General features: G+C 69.8%; 2 protein-coding genes and 1 pseudogene. 1 reads left to right on the top strand and 2 read right to left on the bottom strand.

Annotated features, from left to right (window positions below; translation table 11 throughout):
• A pseudogene (locus R1101_RS28320) lies at positions 1-207 on the bottom strand (hypothetical protein); the annotation flags it as partial.
• A 42-nt stretch (positions 208-249) separates the two neighbouring features.
• Here R1101_RS28320 and R1101_RS0122905 point away from each other — a divergent pair.
• Positions 250-534, top strand: a complete 285-nt coding sequence (locus R1101_RS0122905; RefSeq protein ID WP_016935532.1) for a hypothetical protein — start codon at positions 250-252, stop codon at positions 532-534.
• Here R1101_RS0122905 and R1101_RS0122900 read toward each other — a convergent pair.
• On the bottom strand, positions 476-1,699 hold the full coding sequence (locus tag R1101_RS0122900; protein ID WP_016935531.1) for an aminotransferase class III-fold pyridoxal phosphate-dependent enzyme: 1,224 nt from the start codon (positions 1,697-1,699) through the stop codon (positions 476-478). The two genes, R1101_RS0122905 and R1101_RS0122900, sit on opposite strands and share 59 nt — an antisense overlap.
• Between the last annotated feature and the right edge of the window lie 34 nt (positions 1,700-1,733).

Genomic DNA, 1,733 nt, shown 5'->3' with positions numbered 1-1,733 from the left:
ATGCCACATCAACGGCGGCAGATCGTCGAGCGCGACCGTCATCCCCACATGGTTCACGGGCGCATTGGTCAGCGTCTGGATCGCGCGGTCCGCCGGTGTGGCGCCACGGAAGATCCACAGGTCGCCCGTGCGGGTCGTCGCCACGGCCTCGTCGAGCGTGAGACGCGAACGCGCACCGGCGGGCCGGGCTGCCGACGAAGTGTCCATGCCGCCAGCCTGCCATGCCCGGCGGCCGCTAAGGTCGTCCGCATGGCGCTGCGCGGTGGCAAGTGGTGGAAGCTCGTCGGACTCGCCGGACTGGTGGGTGTGGCGGCGACGGGCGCCGTCGCCGCCCGCAACGAGCGACAGCGGCGGAACTACAGTCCCGACGAGGTGCGCTCGGTGCTGCACGAGCGCTACGCGCGGTCGCTCGCCGCCCGCGACGGCAGCGCCGAACTCCCCCTCGCCGAGGTTCCGCTCGGGCCGAAGGACCGGGTCAGCCGAGTGCTGCGGCGATTCCGTCGGCGAGATCGGCGATCTGCTCGTCGGTCATGACGAACGACGGCGAGATCTGCATCGCTCCCTGACCGGCGGCGCGTCCCGAGATTCCGTGCCGGCGCAGCGTCGTGACGAAACCGAGCGCCTCGGCCGGGTCGGCGAGCTGCACGGCCGCCACCGCGCCGACGCCGCTGCGCACCTCGGCCACCCGCGGATGTTCCGCCAGCGGTGCGAGCTTCTCGTGCAGTGTCCGCTCGATCCGCGCCGCTTCGGCGAGCAGATCCTCGCGCTCGATGATGTCGAGATTGGCGAGGGCGGCGGCCGCGGCCGCCGCATGTCCGCCGTAGGTGTACCCGTGACGCCACCACACGCCGCCGGAGAAGAACGGTTCGGCGACCCGCGGAGCGACGAACAACGCTCCCATCGGCAGATAGCCGGAGGTGAGCCCCTTGGCGGTGGTGATCATGTCGGGACTCAGATCGAATCGCGACGACGCGAACCACGAACCGCCGATACGCCCGAAGCCGGTGACCACTTCGTCGACGACGAACAGGATGTCGTGGTCGCGGCAGATGTCGCGGACCTCGGCGAGATAACCGTCCGGCGGCAGGTACACCCCGCCCGCACCGATGACGGGTTCGCAGAAGAAGGCCGCGATGGAGTCGGCGCCGACCGAATCGACGAGCTCGAGCAGCGCCTTGGCGTCGTCCCACGCCACCTGCGCTGTGTCCTCCCACAGGCGCCCGTAGCCCTCGCCGTTGACCGGGATACCGGCGAGCGAGGTGCCACCGACGTGCATGCCGTGGTACGCCTTCTCGCGCGAGACCAGCAGCCGCTTGCCGGGCTTGCCGACCTCCTGCCAGTACCGGCGCGCGAGTTTGGCCGCCGAGTCGACCGAGTCGGATCCACCGGAGGTGAAGAAGATCTTGCTGCCGGGGACCGGGGCGATCGCCGCGAGCCGCTCGGCGAGTTCGAGGGCGGGCTCGGACGTCAGATCGCCGAAATTCGAGTAGTGGGCGAGCTCGGCGACCTGTGCGGCGATCGCGTCGCCGATTTCGGTGCGTCCGTGACCGACGTTGGTGAACCACAGTCCGGCGGTGGCATCGAGATAGCGGGTTCCGGCATCGTCCCAGATGTACGCACCTTCCCCACGCGTGACGACGAATGCGCCGTCCCGTTCGATCGCGCCCATATCGGCGAATCCGTGCCACAACGCACCCACGACCCACTCCCCTCTACGACGATCACGACACAGG

Source organism: Rhodococcus sp. R1101, assembly GCF_000278445.1.
GTDB lineage: Bacteria > Actinomycetota > Actinomycetes > Mycobacteriales > Mycobacteriaceae > Rhodococcus > Rhodococcus gordoniae.
Note: the sequence above shows the minus strand (reverse complement) of the source record. Positions and strands in the feature narration are given on the sequence as shown.

What these genes read in the sequence shown, in the direction of transcription:
- R1101_RS0122905 (WP_016935532.1), top strand. Translation starts at nt 250, where the DNA reads ATGGCGCTGCGCGGTGGCAAGTGGTGGAAGCTCGTCGGACTCGCCGGA.